The organism is Ruegeria sp. S84, assembly GCF_056583445.1.
On the sequence record NZ_CM152618.1, the window covers coordinates 1,355,324 to 1,372,472 of the forward strand.

Consider the following 17,149-nt stretch of genomic DNA (forward strand, 5'->3'; position numbering starts at 1 on the left):
CGGCGTTAATCCAGATCGATCTTTCCCGGCGCTATACTCTGTTTCCGCAGAGACGCTGCAGCTATGCCTTGCAGCAATAGTGCTTCGCCATGATTGATATCGACAGGCTTGCGCGCGCGCAGCTCTTCAATACGCTGGTCAAGCGTCGTTTTACGGGCCGCCGTCAGCGGCTTTTCGAGGGTAGCGGTGCGATCCGGCATACATCACCTGTAGCAATCCGAGTGCTTATACCGGTTGGCTAACCGCAGAATGCGCCGTGAAGATGGCGCAATTCTGCCAGTTCCATGCCAGCTATCTCCCGAGTTCCTGCGCAAGTTGCATTAAGTTCGGATCATCGGGAAGCACTAACAAGGCCTCGTCCAATGTCGCCAACGCAGCCTGAACACCGCGATTGATGTGGGCAAGTTGAACCAGCATCGGCCAAGCCTCAACGCGCTGCGGGTCGAGCGTTACAACCTCGCGGAATGCACGTTCTGCAGCCGGCGCGTTTCTGAGCGTAAGCGCCCAACCACCCAGCACCAAATGGGTCTCAGGAAAGTCCAAACGATTGGAAATGCTACGTTGCCAATCCGCCATGCCCTGCTGCGCGCTTGCGCGTTGGTCTTGCGTCATGGCCTGCGCTGGGATCGATAAGAACTCTTTCGCAGCCGAGATGCGTACATTGCGCATGGGGTCGGATAACAACGGCTCTAACCGCGAAGCGCGCAACTGGGCAGGAACCTGACGCTGCAGTACCGGTCCATTGGCACGTATCAGTGGGTCCGGATCGGCCAGCAACGGTGCCAGACGCTCGGCAAGATCAGGCGTTGCAAAAGGTTGCAACAAATACAGAGCGGTTGCGCGAACGATACCTGCCTGCCCTTCATCCAGAGCGATCGCGACCAGCGTTTCAGGGTCGTCCAATTGACCACTGCCTGCTGCTGCAAATGTCGTGCCATAATGCGCCACTCTATAGGATGATTCCGGGAACCAGAGTTCAATCTGCTGCGCCGCCCAAGACTGATCTTCATCCGCATGGCAATCTGTGCAGGCATCAGTTCCGAGCCCCAGATCAGGGCGGGGAATGCGGAAGCTGTGATCGCGCCTGCCATCTACACCCATATAGACACGCTCGATCATGTGGCAGTTCTTGCATTGGGCACCCGCAGAATTTTCAGCATGTTGGTGATGCGCGGGCGTGTCATATTCGGCCAGCCGAAGGGTCGGAAAATCCGGGTTGCCAGCGGGGGAGTGGCATTGGGTACACAACCCATTACCCTCGGCTTTCACCTCAGCCCGGTGCGGATCGTGGCAATTCATACAACCCACCCCTTCTGCATACATGCGCGACTGCAGGAATGAGCCATAAACATAGACCTCGTCCAAAATCTGGCCATCTGGGTGATACAAACCCGGTCGCAGCAACGCCAGGTTATAGGCGTCGTGATACGGCTTGCCGGGAAGCGGATTACCATCTTCTAACGCCTCGCGCCGGGAATGACAGCCGGCGCATTGCTGAATTTCCGCTTCTGTCTGCCCCCTGCCCCATGTCGTAGGGAATCCGAACTCGCTCAAACCGTCTTGCAACACTTTTCCGGTCGTCCACTCCAAATGCGCAGAGCCCGGCCCGTGGCAAGCCTCGCACCCGACACCAATTTCGACCTGTGTCGAGGCATAGCGCCTTTCCTCAGAGTCGTAGTTCTTCACATAACCGGTCGCATGACACTCGGCACAGCGGGCGTTCCAGTTTTTGTACGGACCGGTCCAGTGCAGCCCATCATTCGGAGGCAGATCCTGATCCGGGTAAAGGTGGAACCAACGGCCCTTTTCGACGTCCCAAACCACATCAAAACTCTGCAATCGGCCGGGCTCGGTTTCGAAAAGATATTGCTGTAGCGGCGCGATACCGACAACGGAATGGACCGGATAGGTCGTTGTAACGCCGTCTTTTTCGGTGACTTGCGCCGTAAGAGCTCCATCTTGATCCGCAAAGGCCACGCTCATTCCATCATGCGAGAATCGTGTTCCATCGAAATCAGCCTGAACGTGGCCGTCCTCCACCTCGGTCCAGGCAAGCGCATGGTATGAGCTTTCCCAGGCTTCGGTTTCTTCCTTATGACAATCCGAGCACGCGTCTGATCCAACATAGTCCTGCGCCTGCGACTGCTGCACGGTCAACCAAAGGATCGCGGTCACCAAGATTGCGCGGAGATACATCATTGCCCCTCTTCGTTTTGCAAATCGATCAGCGCGCCGTTGTATTCAGCCCCGAGGATCAGCATGGCCGAGCACAGGTACAGGAAAATCAGCGCCGCCATCGCCCCTGCAAGCCCGGCATACGTCGCGCTATAGGTCGCAAACTTGGCGATGTAGATTGAAAAGCCCCATCCACCTGCAGCCCACAAAGCCAATGTCAGGATTACGCCCGGCAAGATCTGTAGTAGGCTGTGCCGTCGGGTGGGCAAGATCAGATGGGCCAAAAGAACGGTGCCAGCGGGGACAGCCACGGTAAAGGTCCATCGCAGACGATCCACCGACAACCAGTTGTCCACATCCACCGCCGTCTTTTCCGAAACCAAACGGGTATAGACCGGCAGAACGACTTCGACCGCCGCGATGGCCAGAATGGCAGCACCGCCGATTATGACCAGCACAAAGCACAGCAGTCGGGTCTTCCAGAACGGCCAATTGTCCGTGTCGTGATAGGCCTGCGCCATCGCCTTTCGCACAGCGGCGACTCCGTTCGAGGCAAAGTAGATCGCCAACAAGCCACCCAAAGTGATCACGCCCGAGCCCGCACCGGCCAGAACAGCACGCAGTTCTGAAACGATGGGATCGGCCACGTCTTTGGGCCAGGCGCCAAATATCAGTTCGATCAGTTCATCGGTCACATAGCCCTGTGACAAGGCCCCTGCCAACGCGACCGTGAATAGAACGAATGGAAACAGGGCCATCATCAACGACATGGCGACGTGGCTGCTCATGACGAAGCCGTTTTTGTCATTAAATCGGCGCACAGCAAGCCAGAGCGCACGCAGGAATTGACCGAACGAGGGAATCAAAACAGTTGGCATTGCGCTAGCCTAGCGTGCCTTTTCCTTTGGCAGAACCGCCAATCGGATCAGGCCACCGATTTCATGGGTATAACCTTCTGTATGGATTGCATAAACCCGCCAGCCTGTGCAGGATCAATCAAAACACATCCAGGCAGCACTCAGACCAAGGCCATCTTATGACCTCTGACCCAGAAAACAGCCCATCCCGTGCGCGTCCGCAACTGAGCGTATTGCGGGATGTAGCGATCGTGGCCACGCTAATGGTGCTTGGCCTCTATGCAGGGGCAAACTTTCTGGTGCCGTTGACCATGGCGTTACTGGTCAACGTGCTGATCCTGGCCCTTAGCGACCGGGTCATTGCAGTGACGCGGGTGCCAATCTGGTTGGCGAATGTCGCGGGAGTAACGGTTGTATTGGCCGGTTTGTTCATGATCATGTACATACTGGGCAGTCAGGCCACGCAGTTTGCACGCTCGATCAACACCTACGAAAGCCAGTTTGACGGGGCTGTTCATAGAATTACCGGGTTGGTCGGCAACGATGTCACAAGTTTTATCCGAGACAATCTGGTCAGCATCGATATGTCCTATGTCGCTCGAATATTGCTGGGCAGCGCCACATCACTGCTTAACCAGTTCTTCCTTATCAGCCTTTATGTCGCCTTTCTGATGGCCGAGCGGTTGGCCTTTCGCAAGAAAATCCAGCTTGCCGCCGGCAACCCAAGGCTGGGGGCTGACCTGGCCTTGGTTCTGGATGCGATTTCGTACAGCCTGCAGCGATATGTCGGCGTGAAGACCTTTATCAGTCTGATCACCGCCACCATTAGCTACGCCGTATTCAAAGCGCTGGGTCTGGAATATGCTGAAACCTGGGCCGTGCTGACTTTCGCCCTGAATTTCATCCCGTCAATCGGTTCGATCATCGCCGTCATCTTTCCCGCAATGATCGCTCTGGTTCAGTTTGAGACGATCGGGCCATTTCTCGTGATCGTTCTGGGGTGCGGCACACTACAGTTTCTAATCGGCAACTTTCTAGATCCGGCCATGCTAGGCCGATCGCTGAACATGTCGACCTTCCTAGTGATTTTGGCGTTGACCTTCTGGACCACGGTCTGGGGTCTGATCGGAGCGTTCCTGAGTGTGCCTTTGACCGTCTGCATCCTGATCATCTTCAGCCACATCCCCGCGCTGCGCCCTGTCGCGATCTTGATGTCTTTGGATGGAAGGCTTGGCGAGGATGATCGGTCGTCAACCGAACATTCGGCTTGAAGGTCCGTCAACTTTGACAGCTAGCGACGAGGGCGCGTCGATCTTTCAACCTCAGCCGACCATACCCGCCTTCGATCAAGTCCAATTCGATAAGCCTGTGTAATGCTCGGTGAAGCGTTGGCGCAGAGACTGCAATCATAGCCGCCAGCTCTTCCTGCGAAACCGGTATCCAACCCTCTGCATCGGATGTCACCTCATCCAGATGCAGCAGCCTCAAAACCAGCCGTTTCTCGGTGCCGGTCACCGCAAGATTGGCTACGATACGCAGGGCTTTTTGCATGTTTTCATGACTTAAGGCGTAGAAATCCCGAACAAAGTCAGGAGAATCCTGCACCAAGCGTTCTAACCGCGGGGCCGGAAAGAAAAGCGTCTCGGTTGGACGAGTCGCTACCACGCTGATCAGCCGATGCGCAGTCGCAAACAACGCGAGATCGCCGATCCAAAAGCCACGTCCCTCTTGGTGTATGACAAATTCCTGACCGTCATCTGCGGGGACGGTGATCTTAACACTACCATCCAATACAGCGTGGATCCCGTTGGCGGGATCACCCTGGACAAACAAAGCTTCGTCAGCACCGTAAGTTCGGCGCACGGCGCTGCGCATCAGAGCATCCTGAAAGGCGGGAGATCTGGTTTTGAACCAGGAACTTTCCTGCAGCGCGTCTAGATCAGTTTCAATTAATGCCATCTATATATTTAAACTTCATCATATGATAAATTTCAATCAGGCTCACTGGCCTACATTACTTACACACGAATCCCGCAATCTGGCTATTTTCGCGGGATATCCAATGCTTAACGACTGCAACTAATCCTATTCTGGACACAAGTCTCAGATAGTTCACAGGGACAAATTGTCCACAAGTTCAGGAGTAAAACATGTTAACTACAACCCGGTTCTTGGAAAGCTGGCGTATCGGACTGCGCCGTACCGCAGCAGCGTCGATTGCCGTTCTGGTCGCACTGCCCGCATGGGCGCAGGATCAAAAACCCAACATTCTGGTCATTTGGGGCGATGACATCGGCCAATCCAACATTTCGGCCTACACAATGGGCCTTATGGGATACCAGACCCCCAATATCGACAGGGTCGCCGATGAAGGCATGATCTTCACCGATTATTATGGCGAGCAATCCTGTACAGCTGGCCGCTCATCTTACATCATGGGCCAATCGGTGTTCCGGACTGGACTGTCCAAGGTTGGCTTGCCTGGCGCTAAAGAAGGGATGCAGATCGAAGACCCCACGATTGCAGGGTTGCTTAAGGATCATGGGTACGTGACCGGCCAGTTTGGCAAGAACCACCTGGGCGACAGGGATGAGCATCTACCGACAAATCACGGATTTGATGAGTTTTTTGGGAATCTCTATCACCTCAATGCAGAAGAAGAACCCGAGCATGAAGATTATCCCGGGGACGCGGTTCTGCCCGACGGGCGCACGTTCCGCGAGGCCTATGGTCCGCGCGGTGTGATCAAGTCCAGCGCAGGTGGCCCCATCGAAGACACCGGTCCACTGACACGCAAACGCATGGAAACGGTGGATCAGGAAACCCTGGAAGCTGCCGTTGAGTTCATTCGTGAGGCCAACCAGAACGGCACACCATTCTATGTATGGTGGAATGGCACACGCATGCATTTCCGCACCCATGTCGGGGAAGAAATGCGCGAAACAGCCAACGAAATCCTAGGTAGTCCGGCCGATGAGTACACGGCGGGCATGATCGAACATGACATTCAGGTCGGCCAACTGCTTGATCTGCTGGACGAACTCGGCATCGCCGACAACACGATCGTTCATTATTCCACCGATAACGGCCCGCATTACAACACATGGCCGGATGCCGCTTCGACACCGTTCTGGGGCGAAAAGAACACCAACTGGGAAGGCGGCTGGCGCGTACCATCCATGGTGCGTTGGCCCGGCAAGATCGAAGCGGGTTCGATCTCAAACGAAATCGTGCATCACATGGACTGGCTGCCCACCTATCTGGCGGTCGCTGGCGACCCCGAAATCAAGGAAAAGCTGAAAGCCGGCTATTCCTCACCTGCCATGGGTCGCGACTACAAAGTGCATCTGGATGGCTACAACATCTTGCCACTGCTGACCGGTGAGACCACTGAAAGCCCCCGCCGAGAAATCTTTTATTTCACGGATGACGGCGACCTGTCCGCTTTGCGTTTTGACGACTGGAAGCTGATCTTTTTGGAGCAAAAAGCATGGGCCACCCTGCGCGCATGGATGGAACCATTCACGGAACTGCGCGTGCCGATCATCGTGAATTTGCGCCGCGACCCTTATGAGCGTGGATACCGTACATCCAACACATACTACGACTGGATGATCGACCGGGTGTATTTCCTAGTACCGGCGCAGCAATATGTGGCGAGTTTCCTGAGTACTTTCCAAGAATTCCCACCACGTCAGAAGGCGGCCAGCTTCAGCCTTGATCAGGTGATGCAGAAATTGGCCACACCAACTTCGAACTAGAAAACAAGACAGGGGCCGCCGTAAAGCGCGGCCCCTTTTTCCAGTATCAGAGGCTATTACATGAGATTTCTCAAACTCACGGCGTTTATAGCCACCGTCCCCTTAGTGGCGTTCGCAGACCCCCTGCCCAGCTGGACCGACTCGGCATCAAAACAGCAGATCATCGACTTTGTTGACGCGGTCAGCGACCCGGCGAATGAACTCTATGTCACTCCCGTCGACCGGATTGCGGTGTTTGACAATGACGGCACGCTCTGGGCCGAACAACCGGTCTATTTTCAGTTCATATTTGCCATGGACCAACTGGCAGAGCTTGCTAAACAAGACCCATCGATCTTATCGACCCCAGCGTTGAAAGCGGCTGCTGAAGGTGATCTGAAAACCATTCTGGAAGGCGGGCACGACGCTCTGATCGAAGTGGTCAACGCATCGCATTCCGGCAGCAGCGTTGAAGTATTTCAGGCGTCGGTGGCCGATTGGCTGGACACTGCACGACATCCCGAGACCGATCTGCCCTACGACCAGATGACCTATCAGCCGATGGTCGAGCTGTTGCGCTATCTGCGGGATGAGGATTTCAAAACTTATATCGTTTCAGGCGGAGGCCTGCATTTCATGCGTGTCTTCGCCGAACAGGCCTATGGCATCCCGCCCGAACAGATTCTGGGCACCTATGGTGAGACCACGTATGACAATGTGGACGGCACGCCTGTAATCAACAAGGCCCCCGGCATCGCCTTCATCGATGATAAAGAAGGCAAACCTATCAATATCGAGCGCACCATCGGCAAGCGCCCCATATTTGCCGGGGGAAACTCGGACGGGGATTTTGCCATGCTTGAATGGACCACCGCAGGCGACGGGCCACGGCTGGGCGTTTTGATCCATCACACTGATGCGGATCGTGAATGGGCCTACGACCGCGAAAGCCCGATTGGACGGCTGGTCGATGGGTTGGACAAAGGCCCGGATATGGGATGGGTCATTGTTGATATGGCCAACGACTGGTCCCGCATCTACACTGGGGCAAACTAAGCAACCCGGATCGCTGCGCCCCGATGTGGACATTACTCGTCTCGTTTTTTCTGTTTTCACTCTATTGCGTAGCGGTCGTCTTTGCAGTTCGCGCTGCGCAGACTGCACGCACACCACAAGGAGCGGTTGGCTGGGTTGTGTTCCTGCTGTCGGCCCCGATGTTTGGCGTGCCGCTGTATCTATTCCTCGGTCACCATCGGTTCAGAGGATACCGGATCGCTCGGCAAGAAAGTGAGCGCGTCGTCGAAGGGATCAAGACCTTTGCCGATTTCTCGAAACCCGACCCTCAGACGATGCGAGTCAATCCTCGCGCGTTTGAAGCGCTTGCCCATTTGCCCGTCTCACGTGGTAATGGAGCCGAGCTGCTGATCGACGGCGAAGCTACGTTTGATGCCATTCTCGACGCCATAGATAAGGCCGAGAATTACGTTCTGATCCAGTTCTACATCGTCCGGGATGATGATCTTGGGCGAAGGGTGCGGGACCGGCTAATCGCCGCGGTCAAGCGTGGCGTACATGTTCGGTTCATGACCGACGCGGTGGGCAGCTATGGCCTGCCGTCCAGCTATTTTGAGACGCTGCGCCAGGCCGGTGTGGATGTTGCAGATCCCCGCGAACAACGCGGGCCCAATTTCCGGTTTCAACTGAACTATCGCAACCACCGAAAAACTGTGATCGTGGATGGCAATGTCGGCTTTATCGGTGGTCACAACATCGGCGTTGAATACTTGGGGCAAAGCCCTCGGTTCGGTCGCTGGCGGGACACGCATATCAAGATGACCGGCCACGTTGTACGGCAACTGCAATTGATTTTTACCGAGGATTGGCACTGGGCGCGCAACGAAGATCTGATCGACCAACTCGATTGGGCTGGAAATGAATCTGATCAGGACATGAATGCGCTGCTGGTGGCAACGGGCCCGGGCGACGAAACAGAAACCGGCGCAATGATGTTCTTTGCGGCCATCACTGAGGCGAAAGAACGGCTTTGGATCGCCTCACCATATTTTGTGCCTGACATCGACATCATGACCGCGCTGCAGCACGCCGCACTGCGCGGTGTGGATGTACGGATACTCGTGCCGGATGTCATCGACCATCGTCTGCCCTGGCTGGCCGCTTTTGCCTATTTCGACGAAATTCGAGACTGTGGCGCCCGTGTGTTTCGCTATACCGACGGCTTCATGCATCAAAAAGCGTTTGTTGTAGACGATACCTTGGCCGCCGTTGGCACCACCAATCTGGACAACCGATCTTTCCGTCTGAACTTTGAGGCGATGGCCCTGTTCTTTGATCGTCGCGCAGCAAACGCAGTGGCTGCGATGCTGGAAACTGATTTTGAAGCAAGTTACGAATTGACCCGCAATTTGCCCCAGCAACCGTTCCACATCCGTTTTGGTGCGCCGCTTGCACGGTTGTTTGCACCGATCCTCTAGTTCAGGAACCGTTCTTCAAAGACCCGCGTCATGAGGGCCACCAGGAACGCGGTCGACAGCCCAAAGGCCAGTAGGCCCGTGACCGATGCAAACGCTCCGAAGATGCGCAGCCCTTCGCCCAAGACGATGTCGCCGTAACCCAGCGTTGTGAACGTCACCAATGAGAAATAGAGGGCCGAATTCCAATCCGGCAGCACATCACCCCACACCCAGACAATCGCCCAGATCCAGACCTGAACCGTATGGGTCAGCACGATAAACACCAGCGCCACGCTGATCGGGCCTGCGGTTGCAAGGATAGTGCTGCGCGTCTCCCATTTCGCAACCAGTTTTCGGATGACCAGAACGCACCATGTCAGCAGCATGATTTCGATCAGAAAACAAATACCCAGATAGAAGCTGCCCCAAATGATTTGTTGCGACAATGTCATGTAAACGGCCTTTGTTCTGATCGCTGAAAACTGTGCAAGCATGGGGGTTTCGCGCGTTGCCGACAACCCCATGCGATGCGTAAGGCTGCGGCGAATAGAACCGATCTCGGCTCTGGACACTGGCGCGCCGCGTTGCACATTGTGACGGGACCAGATGAGAGTTTGCATGTTGCTATCAATTAATCACGTTCGAAAATCCTATCCCGGTGGGAGACCTGTCCTGACCGATGTTTCATTGACGCTGGAACAGGGACAGACCTTGGCGCTGACCGGAGAAAGTGGCAGTGGCAAAAGCACATTATTGCATCTGGTGGCGGCGCTGGATGGGTTTGATGGCGGAGAGATTACTCTGGACGGGCGCGCCATGTCGGCCCTGAATGATGCGGAACGCGCCGAATTGCGTCGCGGCACCCTGTCTCTGGTCTTTCAGCAGTTCAACCTGATCCCGTCGCTGACCGTTGCCCAGAACCTCTCGATCCATGCGCGACTTGCGGGTCGGAACGACCCGGATTGGGTTGTCCACCTGACCGAGCGCCTTGGCCTGAGCGAATTGCAAGACCGCTACCCCGAGAACCTTTCGGGCGGACAGCAGCAGCGAGTTGCCATCGGACGCGCCATGGCGATCCGACCACGATTGCTGCTAGCGGATGAGCCGACTGGCAATCTGGACGAAACAGCAAGTGCGGTGGTGCTGGACCTGATGCTTTCATTGGTTGCCGATACCGGCGCTGCGCTCCTGCTGGTCACCCACTCGAATGACATCGCCAGCCGTCTCGACCGGCGTGCCCACCTGACGGGCGGGCATATCGCATGACACGCGCTGCGGTCCTGGCGCTGGTGTCCCATTGGCGGATGCACCCATTGCAATTGATGACGCTTCTGACGGGTATCGCGCTGGCAACTTGTCTGTGGTCGGCCGTGCAAGCCATCAATGCCGAAGCGCGCGCGAGCTATGAACGCGCCAGCACCCAGCTTGCCATCGGACAATTCGACGAATTGCGCGCCTCCGGTTCCACGATCCCTCTTTCCCGCTACGCCGAGCTCAGGCGCGCAGGCTGGCAAGTGGCGGCCGTCTTAGAAGGCACGCTGCGCATCAAGGGCCGTTCCGTACGTCTGATGGGGGTGGATTTGGTGACCTACCCTGTCCTGCCCGCGATCACCCAGATCGAGCAAGGCGCGGATGCCCCCGGCCCGGCTGATATGCTGACAGCTCCGGGGCGGCTGCTGATGTCACCCGCCCTGGCCCCGCTGTTTCAATCTAGTGACGACTTCCCACCGGCGCTTTCCAGCACCGCGCTGCCACCTGATCTGGTGCTCACCGATATTGGATTGGCCGAGCGTCTTCTGAACCGTCCCGGTCAGATTTCCCGTCTGGTGATCTTGCCCAATCAGCCCCGTGGTGTCCCGTCTCTGTCAGAACTTGCGCCTGAACTTCAACGCATTAGCCCCTCGGCCCAGTTGGATACCGCGCAGCTTACCGACAGCTTTCACCTGAACCTCTCAGCTTTCGGCTTGCTGTCTTTCGCCGTCGGCCTGTTCATCGTTCACGGAACGGTCGGCCTCGCCTTCGCGCAGAGGCGTGGCACTATCCGTACATTAAGGGCGTTGGGCCTTCCCATGCGGGGCCTGATCTGGATCGTTCTGGGTGAATTGCTTCTCTTGGCCCTGATCGGTGGCCTGTTCGGGTTAACCCTGGGGTATTTTCTGGCTGGAGCCTTGTTGCCTGATGTCGCCGCCACGTTGCGCGGCCTCTACGGGGCAACAATCGACGGGCAGATGTCATTACGCCCCCAATGGGTCGCCGCAGGTCTTGCGATGGCAACAGGCGGCACGTTGGCGGCCAGTGGCCACGCTCTTTGGCGACTTTCGCGCATGCCCATCCTCGCAGGGCCGGGCTTACAAGCTTGGCGTGGCAGTAAAGCCTCGGCCCAGATTACAGGCGCATGTGGCCTAGCCTTGCTAGCAGTGGGCTTTATCGCATATTTCACAATCGGCGGACTTATCGCAGGATTTGCCTTGCTTGCCGGGATGCTGACCGGAGCGGCCTTGTTGCTGCCGCTCGCACTGTCAGGGATATTGACCTTGTGCCTGCGCCGGGCCCGCACGCCTGTTGGTCAATGGGTGCTCGCGGACATGCGGGCGCAATTGCCCGGTCTGTCACTTGCGCTGATGGCCTTGCTGCTGGCGCTCGCCGCGAATATCGGCGTCGGCACAATGGTTTCAAGCTTCCGCCTCACCTTTACTGGCTGGCTCGATCAACGGTTGACCTCCGAACTTTACGTGACCGCAGCCGACAATGCACAAGGCGCAGCCCTTATCGATTGGCTCGACCCAAGGGCGTCAGCTGTCCTACCCATTCGCAGCACCGAATTGCCGCACGAGACCGGGCCGTTGTTTCTGTACGGGATTGTTGATCACGATAGCTATCGCAACAACTGGCCACTGATCGCCAAGGGTCCTGACGTCTGGGACAACGTCCTGTATCGCGGCGCCGTACTCATCAACGAGCAACTCGCACGACGCGCGGATCTATGGCCTGGAGATACCATCTCGATCACACCCGAGCACAGCTTGCCGATTGCAGGTGTCTATTCCGACTATGGGAACCCGACAGGTCAGGCCATCGTCGCAATGCCGATGCTGGATCAGATTGCCCCGGACACGGATACACGCCGCTTTGGCATTCGCATCGCACCGGATCAAGCCTCGGAGCTGGCACAGGCGTTGCGTGACCAATTTGACCTGCCTCCATCGGCAGTTGTGCAGCAGGCCGCTATGAAAGCGCAATCGATGGCTGTTTTTGAAAAAACTTTCGTCGTCACCTCAGCGCTGAATGTGCTGACACTGGGCGTTGCGGGGTTCGCGATACTCACCAGTTTACTGACATTGTGGACCCAGCGCCTGCCTCAGGTCGCACCGGTCTGGGCGCTGGGTCTAACGCGCGCGCAACTGGCCAAGCTAGAGCTTCTGCGCAGTGTCCTGCTTGCGGTGATGACCGCTTGTCTTGCCCTTCCATTGGGCCTTGTATTGGCATGGGTGCTGCTGGCCGTGATCAACGTGCAGGCCTTCGGATGGCGCTTGCCCATGTATTTGTTCCCAACTGATTGGCTGAGCTTATTCCTGCTGACTCTGGTTGCCGCCGTGCTCGCAGCGGCCCTACCCTCATTACGATTGCTCCGCCTGCCACCTGCTGCGCTGTTGAGGGTTTTTGCCAATGAACGTTAAAGCCTTCATTCTGTTCATCCTCCTTCCAATTCCCGGTTGGGCGCAGGGTTATGCCGGGTTGGGCGGCAATGCGGATGGCTTTACGCGTCCTGAACCGGGCTACAGCTTTCAGTTTCCGCAAGATCACGGCGCCCATCCGGATTATCGGATTGAATGGTGGTATCTGACGGCAAACCTCAAAGACGCAGAGGGTCGCGACTATGGCATACAATGGACCCTGTTCCGATCGGCCCTGAAACCGTCCGAGGCTGACGGCTGGCAAAGCCCGCAGATCTGGATGGGCCATGCCGCGCTCACAACGCCAGAAACACACTATTTCGCCGAACGACTCTCTCGCGGCGGTGTCGGACAGGCTGGCGTAACGGCCCATCCGTTTGAGGCATGGATCGATGAATGGCACATGCGCGGCGATGATTTGGAAACCCTCAGCCTGACAGCAAACGGATCAGACTTTGGGTATGATCTGACTCTGAAGGCCCAAGGCCCATTGGTGTTTCACGGGGCCGAGGGGTATTCGGTGAAATCCGCCGATGGTCAGGCAAGCTACTACTATTCACAACCCTTCTACTCGGTCGAGGGCACGCTCCACCTGCCCAACGAAGATGTCGAAGTCGCCGGCCAGGGTTGGCTGGATCGCGAATGGTCTTCGCAACCCTTGGCCGAAGATCAAAGCGGCTGGGACTGGTTCTCGCTCAGCTTTGACGACGGTGACAAGCTGATGGCCTTCCGCCTACGCGGGGATCGAGGGGATTTCACGGCCGCTACGTGGATTGAGGCCGATGGGCAAACGACCCCCCTACCTGACGGCTCAGTCCTGCTAGAACCCCTTGAAACCGCCCGCGTGGCACAACGTGACGTTCCGATCAAATGGCAGGTGTCGTTGCCGGATCGCGGGATCGATGTTGAAGTCGATGCCATAACCCCGAAAGCCTGGATGGGAACCCGGTTCGAATACTGGGAAGGCCCAATCACCATCACAGGTAGCCACACAGGACGCGGATATCTTGAGATGACGGGGTATTGAAGTTGAAATTTCGTGTTCTTTCAAGCTAGCGGATGTCCCCAAACGGGGTCAGAGCTTGCTTTTCAGGGTCATGCAATACCCAGCGCCCACTTATTCAAATTCGAGACCATGTGGAAATCCAGTTCCCACTCCTGGTCATATTCAGAGGCACAAGAAACAACACGCCGAACCGTCCCACACATCATAGTGATATTCCCGAGCTGTTTGCAGGGCTTTGTTGGTATTTGATGTCGGAGCTGAAGATCAGTTTCACGACACTGAACCTCGTCGTATTATAACATACTCGACTATCCTGAGTGCGATAAACACCCGGTCAGGATTGCACATATTTTTAATCGATGGGAGGCGAGGGAATCAGAAAAATCGCTTTGTCATAACACGTTAACAAAACACGCGAGGAATACGCAGAAGACTTGCAATAGCTGTCTGGTCTGAGCGAGGCGCAAGCCGAACATTTTTCCATTTCGCTCATGCGGTTGTGCTGAAAATTGAAAAATTCGATCAAATGCACTAGTGTTCAAAACACGGCAATTTCGCCCGTTTCAACAAAATTATTTTTAACTAATCGAATTCGGGCGTTGCCTGTTACACACACTTATTTGAAAGGAATTGAAAATGGCTAATGGCGTTGAAGTGAGCCGCGAAGAGATCGAAGCCTATTTGAACTCACTCGATCTAGGGCAACCAGAACAGGTAAAAGGTATCGATTTTTGCGATGCGTGGCCTGTGGTACGAGTGGTTCTGGAGAAGATCAAAGAAAAGGCGAACGGTGCAACCAAATTTATCATCAAGTGGATCATTGAATTACTTGATGCCTACTACGAGCAAAAGTGTAGCTAACGCTCTGCCCGCTGCGTTCTAAGCAGCGGGTCCCACCCACAGGTCAATTACAAAGCCGCCATCTCGCGCGACTGGGCATCAGAACTATTAAGAATTGCTGGATGTGACTACTTCAGAGTTCCGCGATTTAGTGGGCAATGGCGCGTTGCCTCAACCAATATCGCACTGGCGGGATCGAGCGCTGGAACGCGCGTGATTAGCACCCATTCTGAATACCGAAACCGACCGTCCAGAAAATGTTATGGAAGTGTGAAATATCTGCATAAACCTAGAATTGTGAAGCCACGGCTTGTCCAGAAATGGCGATATGACTCGTGCATTCAAAGCAAACTCGTTGATGAATCAAAACAGTTCAAAGTAAATGTCCCCAAAAGAAAAAACAGCGAGCCGGCTCCCCTAACTCACTGTTTTTACTTTGGTACCCAAGGCCGGACTCGAACCGGCACGGTATCACTACCGGGGGATTTTGAATCCCCTGCGTCTACCATTCCGCCACTTGGGCCACGAACACTGGATTAGCGCCCTACCGAGAGAAGGTCCAGAGGCAAAAAACAACCACTGCCCTGAATGTTTCATCGAAGGAGGTTGACGGTCAGTCGGGTGCATGGTTTGGCTTGCCGCAGCGGTTACCAGGATACTTATTCTTCATGTTGCGATCCCTTTATGACTGGACCATTCGTCTGGCCGAACATCCTCATGCGCTCTGGGCGCTGGCTGTTGTGGCTTTTGTTGAAAGTTCGTTTTTTCCGATCCCACCCGATGTTTTGATGATTCCCATGATCCTTGCGCGTCCGTCGCGGGCCTGGCTGATCGCGACGGTCGCCTTGGTTGCCTCGGTGCTGGGTGGGATATTGGGTTATGCAATTGGGGCATTCTTTTACGAAAGCCTTGGGCAGCCTGTTCTGGAAGCCATGGGCAAAGCCCACGCAATGGAAGAATTCAATACCCGCTTCAATGATTTCGGCTTCTGGGCCGTGCTGGCGGCTGGTGTGACGCCTTTCCCATATAAGGTCATCACCATCATGTCGGGCTGGACCGGGATGCCGATTGGGACGTTCATAGCCACCTCGATCCTGGCGCGCGCCTTGCGCTTCTTTCTTGTGGCCGGGCTGCTATGGAAATTTGGGGAACCAATCCGTGACTTCATCGAAAAACGGTTGGGTTTGATGTTTACCCTATTCATAATCCTGCTGTTTGGCGGCTTTCTTGTGGTGAAATACTTATGACGCGCAAAAGACTTCTGGTTCTGGTTGCCGCATCCGGCTCGGCCGCGTTGCTACTTGGGGCTTGGGGCTTTCAGTACATCGGTGGGCTCGCGCCGTGCAAAATGTGCATCTGGCAGCGGTATCCTCATGGTGTCGCAGTGATTCTTGGTGCTCTAGCCTTTGCCTTCCCGGGCGTCCGCCCCCTGCCCCTACTAGGCGCTCTGGCCGCGGCCACAACGGCGGGAATAGGGTTTTACCATGCTGGGGTCGAGCAAGGCTGGTGGGAGGGCCCATCGACCTGCACATCTGGTGATATCGGTGGTCTGAGTGCCGAAGAGTTAATGGATCAGATCATGTCCGCCCCGCTCGTGCGTTGCGATGACATCCCGTGGGAGATGTTCGGGATTTCCATGGCGGGCTGGAATGGATTGATTTCGACGGGTCTGGTCCTGATCTGGATAGCAGCCTGGCGCGCGCGCCAGGGTTTATAGCTGATCCAGTTCGGCATCCCAGTAGAGGAAGTCGATCCAGCTTTCGTGCAGATGGTTCGGGGGGAACTTCCGACCGATATTGCGCAAAGCCTCAGCATCCGGCTGACGCGGCGGTTTATTCAGTGACATTCTGGCCTGTCGCAGGGATTTTGAGCCCTTGCGCAGATTGCACGGGCTGCACGCTGCAACGACATTCTGCCAACTTGTGACCCCGCCCGCAGCGCGCGGTACAACATGATCAAAGGTCAGGTTTTCACGGCTGCCGCAGTACTGGCATTTGAATTCGTCCCGCAAAAATAAATTAAAGCGCGTGAAGGCCACGCGCTTTCTGGGTTTTACATAGTCTTTCAGGACAACGACCGAGGGTATTCGGATCTCGGTACTGGGACTGCGGACAACCTCGTCATATTCCGCAACAATATCCACCCTGTCCAGCCAGGCAGCTTTGATCGCCTCCTGCCACGGCCATAAAGACAACGGGTAGTAGGAAAGAGGTCTGTAATCAGCGTTCAAAACCAATGCCGGATGATGCTTGAGCGCACCGGTTTCCCTGACAAATTCGGTCCTGAAGTCTCCGTCCATAACAGAATCGCTCCTCGCTCTGTACTGCCCGTTTGTGACATCAGAGCGGGGAACACCCGCCCCGGCCTTAAGTTAACTATATATCGT

16 protein-coding genes and 1 tRNA gene are annotated in these 17,149 nt (G+C 55.8%); 10 read left to right on the forward strand and 7 right to left on the reverse strand.

Annotated features, from left to right (window positions below; genetic code table 11):
* Nucleotides 1-5: 5 nt before the first annotated feature.
* The 3 genes from AC1DFB_RS06860 to AC1DFB_RS06870 all read right to left on the reverse strand — a co-directional run bounded on the left by AC1DFB_RS06860 (nucleotide 6) and on the right by AC1DFB_RS06870 (nucleotide 3,053).
* Complete coding sequence (locus AC1DFB_RS06860) at nucleotides 6-200, reverse strand: hypothetical protein (RefSeq protein ID WP_480922380.1); 195 nt, start codon at nucleotides 198-200, stop codon at nucleotides 6-8.
* Nucleotides 201-291: 91 nt separating this feature from the next.
* Nucleotides 292-2,199 carry a cytochrome c3 family protein gene (locus tag AC1DFB_RS06865; RefSeq protein ID WP_480922381.1) on the reverse strand — a complete coding sequence of 636 codons (1,908 nt, stop codon included), beginning with the start codon at nucleotides 2,197-2,199 and terminating at the stop codon, nucleotides 292-294.
* Nucleotides 2,196-3,053 carry a YihY/virulence factor BrkB family protein gene (locus AC1DFB_RS06870; protein ID WP_170393012.1) on the reverse strand — a complete coding sequence of 286 codons (858 nt, stop codon included), beginning with the start codon at nucleotides 3,051-3,053 and terminating at the stop codon, nucleotides 2,196-2,198. Before AC1DFB_RS06870 ends, AC1DFB_RS06865 begins: the two co-directional genes overlap by 4 nt.
* A gap of 158 nt (nucleotides 3,054-3,211) precedes the next feature.
* Here AC1DFB_RS06870 and AC1DFB_RS06875 point away from each other — a divergent pair, with 158 nt between their 5' ends.
* A complete protein-coding gene (locus AC1DFB_RS06875) occupies nucleotides 3,212-4,303 on the forward strand; it encodes an AI-2E family transporter (RefSeq protein ID WP_170393011.1) in 1,092 nt (363 codons plus the stop codon).
* Between the two features lie 7 nt (nucleotides 4,304-4,310).
* Here the strand turns inward: AC1DFB_RS06875 and AC1DFB_RS06880 are convergent, their stop codons facing one another.
* On the reverse strand, nucleotides 4,311-4,907 hold the full coding sequence (locus tag AC1DFB_RS06880; protein ID WP_480613503.1) for a Crp/Fnr family transcriptional regulator: 597 nt from the start codon (nucleotides 4,905-4,907) through the stop codon (nucleotides 4,311-4,313).
* A 275-nt stretch (nucleotides 4,908-5,182) separates the two neighbouring features.
* Between AC1DFB_RS06880 and AC1DFB_RS06885 the strand changes: the two genes are divergently transcribed.
* From AC1DFB_RS06885 to cls, 3 genes are read left to right on the forward strand one after another with little or no spacing between them, the layout of a single operon-like run.
* A complete protein-coding gene (locus tag AC1DFB_RS06885) occupies nucleotides 5,183-6,793 on the forward strand; it encodes an arylsulfatase (RefSeq protein WP_255612093.1) in 1,611 nt (536 codons plus the stop codon).
* A gap of 60 nt (nucleotides 6,794-6,853) precedes the next feature.
* Entirely contained in the window at nucleotides 6,854-7,828 is a 975-nt protein-coding gene (locus AC1DFB_RS06890; RefSeq protein ID WP_170732262.1) for an HAD family hydrolase, read from the forward strand.
* A gap of 23 nt (nucleotides 7,829-7,851) precedes the next feature.
* Complete coding sequence (cls, locus tag AC1DFB_RS06895; RefSeq protein ID WP_480922382.1) at nucleotides 7,852-9,264, forward strand: cardiolipin synthase; 1,413 nt, start codon at nucleotides 7,852-7,854, stop codon at nucleotides 9,262-9,264.
* Here the strand turns inward: cls and AC1DFB_RS06900 are convergent.
* Complete coding sequence (locus AC1DFB_RS06900) at nucleotides 9,261-9,863, reverse strand: potassium channel family protein (protein ID WP_370644421.1); 603 nt, start codon at nucleotides 9,861-9,863, stop codon at nucleotides 9,261-9,263. The two genes, cls and AC1DFB_RS06900, sit on opposite strands and share 4 nt — an antisense overlap.
* Between AC1DFB_RS06900 and AC1DFB_RS06905 the strand changes: the two genes are divergently transcribed.
* The 4 genes from AC1DFB_RS06905 (at nucleotide 9,862) to AC1DFB_RS06920 (ending at nucleotide 14,784) form a co-directional block, all read left to right on the forward strand.
* The gene (locus AC1DFB_RS06905; protein ID WP_480922383.1) at nucleotides 9,862-10,509 is read left to right on the forward strand and encodes an ABC transporter ATP-binding protein; all 648 of its coding nucleotides are present in this window, start codon (nucleotides 9,862-9,864) and stop codon (nucleotides 10,507-10,509) included. The genes AC1DFB_RS06900 and AC1DFB_RS06905 overlap by 2 nt on opposite strands.
* On the forward strand, nucleotides 10,506-12,920 hold the full coding sequence (locus tag AC1DFB_RS06910; RefSeq protein WP_480922384.1) for an ABC transporter permease: 2,415 nt from the start codon (nucleotides 10,506-10,508) through the stop codon (nucleotides 12,918-12,920). Before AC1DFB_RS06905 ends, AC1DFB_RS06910 begins: the two co-directional genes overlap by 4 nt.
* Entirely contained in the window at nucleotides 12,910-13,944 is a 1,035-nt protein-coding gene (locus tag AC1DFB_RS06915; RefSeq protein WP_480922385.1) for a lipocalin-like domain-containing protein, read from the forward strand. Before AC1DFB_RS06910 ends, AC1DFB_RS06915 begins: the two co-directional genes overlap by 11 nt.
* Before the next feature lie 615 nt (nucleotides 13,945-14,559).
* Entirely contained in the window at nucleotides 14,560-14,784 is a 225-nt protein-coding gene (locus AC1DFB_RS06920) for a hypothetical protein (RefSeq protein ID WP_170393004.1), read from the forward strand.
* Nucleotides 14,785-15,200: 416 nt separating this feature from the next.
* Here the strand turns inward: AC1DFB_RS06920 and AC1DFB_RS06925 are convergent.
* A tRNA-Leu gene (locus tag AC1DFB_RS06925) sits at nucleotides 15,201-15,286 on the reverse strand.
* A gap of 145 nt (nucleotides 15,287-15,431) precedes the next feature.
* Between AC1DFB_RS06925 and AC1DFB_RS06930 the strand changes: the two genes are divergently transcribed.
* Both AC1DFB_RS06930 and AC1DFB_RS06935 read left to right on the forward strand, forming a co-directional pair.
* Nucleotides 15,432-16,010 carry a YqaA family protein gene (locus AC1DFB_RS06930; RefSeq protein ID WP_170393003.1) on the forward strand — a complete coding sequence of 193 codons (579 nt, stop codon included), beginning with the start codon at nucleotides 15,432-15,434 and terminating at the stop codon, nucleotides 16,008-16,010.
* Complete coding sequence (locus AC1DFB_RS06935; RefSeq protein ID WP_480922386.1) at nucleotides 16,007-16,480, forward strand: disulfide bond formation protein B; 474 nt, start codon at nucleotides 16,007-16,009, stop codon at nucleotides 16,478-16,480. Before AC1DFB_RS06930 ends, AC1DFB_RS06935 begins: the two co-directional genes overlap by 4 nt.
* Here AC1DFB_RS06935 and AC1DFB_RS06940 read toward each other — a convergent pair.
* The gene (locus AC1DFB_RS06940; protein ID WP_170405905.1) at nucleotides 16,475-17,062 is read right to left on the reverse strand and encodes an HNH endonuclease; all 588 of its coding nucleotides are present in this window, start codon (nucleotides 17,060-17,062) and stop codon (nucleotides 16,475-16,477) included. The genes AC1DFB_RS06935 and AC1DFB_RS06940 overlap by 6 nt on opposite strands.
* Nucleotides 17,063-17,149: the final 87 nt, after the last annotated feature.

Coding starts and splice junctions, on each gene's coding strand:
- AC1DFB_RS06860 (WP_480922380.1), bottom strand. CDS start 200: ATGCCGGATCGCACCGCTACCCTCGAAAAGCCGCTGACGGCGGCCCGT.
- AC1DFB_RS06865 (WP_480922381.1), bottom strand. CDS start 2,199: ATGATGTATCTCCGCGCAATCTTGGTGACCGCGATCCTTTGGTTGACC.
- AC1DFB_RS06870 (WP_170393012.1), bottom strand. CDS start 3,053: ATGCCAACTGTTTTGATTCCCTCGTTCGGTCAATTCCTGCGTGCGCTC.
- AC1DFB_RS06875 (WP_170393011.1), top strand. CDS start 3,212: ATGACCTCTGACCCAGAAAACAGCCCATCCCGTGCGCGTCCGCAACTG.
- AC1DFB_RS06880 (WP_480613503.1), bottom strand. CDS start 4,907: ATGCGCAGCGCCGTGCGCCGAACTTACGGTGCTGACGAAGCTTTGTTT.
- AC1DFB_RS06885 (WP_255612093.1), top strand. CDS start 5,183: ATGTTAACTACAACCCGGTTCTTGGAAAGCTGGCGTATCGGACTGCGC.
- AC1DFB_RS06890 (WP_170732262.1), top strand. CDS start 6,854: ATGAGATTTCTCAAACTCACGGCGTTTATAGCCACCGTCCCCTTAGTG.
- cls (WP_480922382.1), top strand. CDS start 7,852: ATGTGGACATTACTCGTCTCGTTTTTTCTGTTTTCACTCTATTGCGTA.
- AC1DFB_RS06905 (WP_480922383.1), top strand. CDS start 9,862: ATGTTGCTATCAATTAATCACGTTCGAAAATCCTATCCCGGTGGGAGA.
- AC1DFB_RS06900 (WP_370644421.1), bottom strand. CDS start 9,863: ATGCAAACTCTCATCTGGTCCCGTCACAATGTGCAACGCGGCGCGCCA.
- AC1DFB_RS06910 (WP_480922384.1), top strand. CDS start 10,506: ATGACACGCGCTGCGGTCCTGGCGCTGGTGTCCCATTGGCGGATGCAC.
- AC1DFB_RS06915 (WP_480922385.1), top strand. CDS start 12,910: ATGAACGTTAAAGCCTTCATTCTGTTCATCCTCCTTCCAATTCCCGGT.
- AC1DFB_RS06920 (WP_170393004.1), top strand. CDS start 14,560: ATGGCTAATGGCGTTGAAGTGAGCCGCGAAGAGATCGAAGCCTATTTG.
- AC1DFB_RS06930 (WP_170393003.1), top strand. CDS start 15,432: ATGTTGCGATCCCTTTATGACTGGACCATTCGTCTGGCCGAACATCCT.
- AC1DFB_RS06935 (WP_480922386.1), top strand. CDS start 16,007: ATGACGCGCAAAAGACTTCTGGTTCTGGTTGCCGCATCCGGCTCGGCC.
- AC1DFB_RS06940 (WP_170405905.1), bottom strand. CDS start 17,062: ATGGACGGAGACTTCAGGACCGAATTTGTCAGGGAAACCGGTGCGCTC.